Source organism: uncultured Senegalimassilia sp. (assembly GCF_934632265.1).
Classification (GTDB): domain Bacteria; phylum Actinomycetota; class Coriobacteriia; order Coriobacteriales; family Eggerthellaceae; genus Senegalimassilia.
Genome location: NZ_CAKTYH010000148.1, coordinates 1 through 3,904, shown reverse-complemented (window position 1 = coordinate 3,904; position 3,904 = coordinate 1). Strand labels below are relative to the sequence as shown.

4 protein-coding genes are annotated in these 3,904 nt (G+C 61.9%); all 4 read left to right on the top strand.

The features are described from left to right. Positions 1–373 precede the first annotated feature (373 nt). The gene (locus Q0H50_RS08730) at positions 374–676 is read left to right on the top strand and encodes a hypothetical protein (RefSeq protein WP_294421504.1); all 303 of its coding nucleotides are present in this window, start codon (positions 374–376) and stop codon (positions 674–676) included. Positions 677–817: 141 nt separating this feature from the next. After that, a complete protein-coding gene (locus tag Q0H50_RS08725; RefSeq protein WP_227561562.1) occupies positions 818–1,030 on the top strand; it encodes a YlcI/YnfO family protein in 213 nt (70 codons plus the stop codon). 4 nt (positions 1,031–1,034) lie between these two features. Next, on the top strand, positions 1,035–1,865 hold the full coding sequence (locus Q0H50_RS08720) for a GIY-YIG nuclease family protein (RefSeq protein WP_294421495.1): 831 nt from the start codon (positions 1,035–1,037) through the stop codon (positions 1,863–1,865). 3 nt (positions 1,866–1,868) lie between these two features. Further along, positions 1,869–3,904, top strand: a 2,036-nt coding sequence (locus Q0H50_RS08715) for a type I restriction-modification system subunit M (protein ID WP_294421494.1), incomplete at its 3' end; no start/stop codon positions are given.

Genomic DNA, 3,904 nt, shown 5'->3' with positions numbered 1-3,904 from the left:
CCCGAAAAAGTGTCGCGGCCCTTGCGGGCCGCCTGCCGGCGTGCGACCCTGCGCGTCCAAGGAGCGCCGGGGCGGGTCTCGGGTCGGAGGGGCGGAGGCGTGCGGCATGGAATCGGCCATGGGCGCCGAGGCTTCCGGGCATGGGATGCGATCTGTCGGCGGTTGCCGGGGCGCTCGAAAGGGTTTAGTCGGGACGTCGCGGCGAGGACGGAGGCGGGTTCCCGAGTCGCGGCGCTTCGGTCCGAAACGGGACGGCGTTTCCCGCGCCGCTTGCGGCGGATATGCGCACGGGATCGTTGGCGGCGAGATGGTTCTCCATGCGGAACGGCTACGGTGCTGCGCAACACGTCCGTTGAGAGAAGGAGGCGAGCAGATGTTGGGTTACGAAGAGAAGGTGGAGCGCATCGAGCTGATTGGTGCCGTGAGCGATGCCGGGAGGCTGGCGAGGGGCCTGGACCAGCTGCTCGAGTCCCTGGCGCACGCCGACCAGTTGGACCCGCTCGACGTCGAGGGCGTCCTGGCCCTGAGGTCGATAAGCCAGAGGTGCGCCGAGCGCATCGAGGACGCCGCGCGCATCCTGGAGGCGCAGAACGAGATTCTCTACGCCGGGGAGCGGGCCAATTTCCGACCCCGCGAAAACCAAGAGATGAGAACCCGAACAAAAGCGGCCATCTAGGCCCAGCCGGGGCCTCCTCGCCGCCCGCGCTCATATAAAGACTGGACATCGGCCGTTCCCGCATTTCCAGTGCCGCCCCGTGCCGCCGCGTTATAATGCTGCAAACGCATTTGTATTGCATTTCGAGCGATGGGAGCGCAGATGCCTGACAGTTACAAGGAGCTCATCAAGAGCAATCCCGACGAGACCGAGATCAGGAGCTTCCTGGTGGACGGCGACCAGGTCTCCGTGACCCTGCGCATCCCCGACACCCTGCGCGACGCGGCGAAGGAGGAGGCGGCCCTCCGGGGCATGAGCTTCTCCGCCTTCGTGCGCACCTGCATGATCGAAGAGCTCGCGAAGAAGGGGGCATAGAGGCGTGATTCGAGTCAAGACCCTCACGATCCAACTCATAGACGCGCAGCCGGATCGCATCCGTATCTGCCGCGTCGACGGCGAGTCGCTTGTGACCGTCGTCGTTCCGAGGGAGGACCTCGCCGAGGCGAAGTCGCTGCCGAACATCCCGCAGCGCGGCGTCTACTACCTGCTCGACGAGGACCACGGCAACGTGAGCCGCGTTTACGCTGGGCAGACGACCCAGGGCATCGCCCGGCTCGACGCGCACAAGGCAAAGAAGGAGTTCTGGAACAAGGCCATCATGTTCCTCGATGACGACCAGAACATCAGCAGGGACGCACTGGACGTTCTCGAGGCGAAGGCCATCGACTACGTGCGCACCCACGGCTCGTACGAGACCGACAACTCGGCGACGCCCAAGCCCTACGTCGATCCGTACAAGGAGGAAGCCGTCGAGCGCCTGCACGAGAAGATTCTCTTCAGGATGGCGGCTTTGGGATACGACCTCGACAGAGTCGATCAAAGTCCCGCCGGCGCCCCGATCGTCTTCCATACGAAGAAGAACGGGATACGCGGATCGGGGCGCTACGATAAAGCCACTGGGCACTTCACGGTTCTCGCCGGATCGAAGGTGAACCTCTCCAAACCTGTGCTGAAAAACGTGAGCGTTGCGGCGCTGCGCAGGGAAATGTTCGACGGCGTTGCCGGCATAGCGGATCTTGCCGAAGACCTCGAGTTCCCGACGCCCAGTGCCGCCGCGGTGTTCGTGCTCGGCGGCAGCCAGAATGGCTGGACCGAATGGGTGAACGACGACGGCGAAACGCTCAACCAAGTCTACAGAAGCGAGGATTAATAGATGAACAAGCAGCAATTGGCCTCAAAGATATGGGAATCCGCCAACAAGATGCGATCCAAAATCGAGGCTAACGAGTACAAGGACTACATTCTGGGATTCATCTTCTACAAGTTCCTGTCCGAGACCGAGGTTGCCCGCCTGAAGGCGCGCGACTTCGCCGAGGATGATTTGCCGAGCCTCGTGGAAGACGACGAGGAAACGGTCGAGTTCGTCAAGGGCGAGTGCGGCTACTTCATCGCCTACGAGAACCTCTTCTCCACCTGGGTCGCCAAGGGCGGCGACTTCGAGATTTCGAACGTTCGCGACGCCCTCTCCGCCTTTAGCCGCAACATCGACCCTGCCCGCAAGCGTGTCTTCGACGGCATCTTCGACACGCTGCAGACGGGCCTTTCCAAACTTGGCACCGATGCGCGTAGCCAGTCAAAAGCCGCCCGCGACCTCATCTACCTCATCAAAGATATTCCGATGGACGGTCGCCAGGACTACGACGTGCTCGGCTTCATCTACGAGTATCTGATCAGCAACTTCGCCGCCAACGCGGGCAAGAAAGCCGGCGAGTTCTACACTCCGCACGAGGTATCCATGCTCATGAGCGAGATAGTCTCGTGGCACCTGGCCGGACGCGAGAACATCACCATCTACGACCCCACGAGCGGTTCGGGCTCGCTGCTTATCAATATCGGCAAGGCCGTGGCGCGACGCAACGGAGACCCGGACTCCATCAAATACTATGCGCAGGAGCTTAAGGAGAACACGTACAACCTCACGCGTATGAACCTGGTCATGCGCGGAATACTCCCCGACAACATCGTGGCGCGCAATGGCGACACGCTTGAAGATGACTGGCCCTGGTTCGACACCGTCGAGAACAAGGATGAGACCTACGATCCGCTGTTCGTCGATGCCGTGGTGTCGAACCCTCCGTACTCCCAGAACTGGGATCCGGAAGACAAGGAGCTCGATCCACGCTTCAAGTTCGGCGTTGCCCCCAAATCCAAGGCCGACTACGCCTTCCTTTTGCATGATTTGTACCACTTGCGGCCCGACGGCATCATGTGCATCGTTCTGCCCCATGGCGTGCTGTTCCGCGGCGGCGAGGAGGGCGCCATCCGCAAGAACCTGGTGGAGAACCGCCATATCCAGGCAATCATCGGGCTTCCCGCCAACATCTTCTTCGGCACCGGCATCCCGACCATCGTCATGGTGCTTCGCAAGCAACGCGAGAGCAGCGACGTGCTGGTCGTGGACGCGTCGAAGCACTTTGTGAAGGAAGGCAAGAACAACAAGCTGCGCGCGAGCGATATACGCCGCATCGTGGACGCGGTCACGACCGGGGCGACCGTCGACAAGTTCAGCCGCCTGGTGACCATCGACGAGATACGCGCCAACGATTACAACCTCAACATTCCGCGCTATGTTGACTCGTCCGAAGCTGCCGAGAGCTGGGACTTGTACGCCACCATGTTCGGCGGAGTTCCGAAGGCCGAGGTCGACGCCCTCGACCGCTACTGGAAGGTGTGGCCGAGCCTGAAGGGCCAGCTGTACGGCGAGGGCGGCGGGTCGTGCCTTGCTTCCGTGACGGACGACGTGGCGGCAACGGTGAAGGCCAACGCCGACGTCGTCTCTTTCCTGGCCGGCTATCAAGATGCGTTGGCTCATCTGCCCGCGGAGCTGCGGAAAAGGCTGGTGGACGACGCGTCACAGGCCGATGCCGTGGCCGAGGAGGATTACATCGCAGAGCGGCTCCGCGACGCCCTCTCCGGTGTCGCGCTCGTCGACGGGTACGATGCCTATCAGGCTCTCGATGATGCGTGGACGGGCATCTCCGGCGACCTTGAGGTTATCCAAACCGAGGGCAAAGGGGCCGTGCGCAAAGTCGATCCGAATATGGTTATGAAAAAGAAGAACGGCAAAGACGTCGAGGTGCAGGATGGCTGGACGGGCCGCATCTTGCCGTTTGCGCTCGTCCAAGAACAGCTGCTCGCCGACGATGTCAAGGAAATCTCCGCGCGCGACTCCCGTTTAAGTGAGATCTC

Coding starts and splice junctions, on each gene's coding strand:
- Q0H50_RS08730 (WP_294421504.1), top strand. CDS start 374: ATGTTGGGTTACGAAGAGAAGGTGGAGCGCATCGAGCTGATTGGTGCC.
- Q0H50_RS08725 (WP_227561562.1), top strand. CDS start 818: ATGCCTGACAGTTACAAGGAGCTCATCAAGAGCAATCCCGACGAGACC.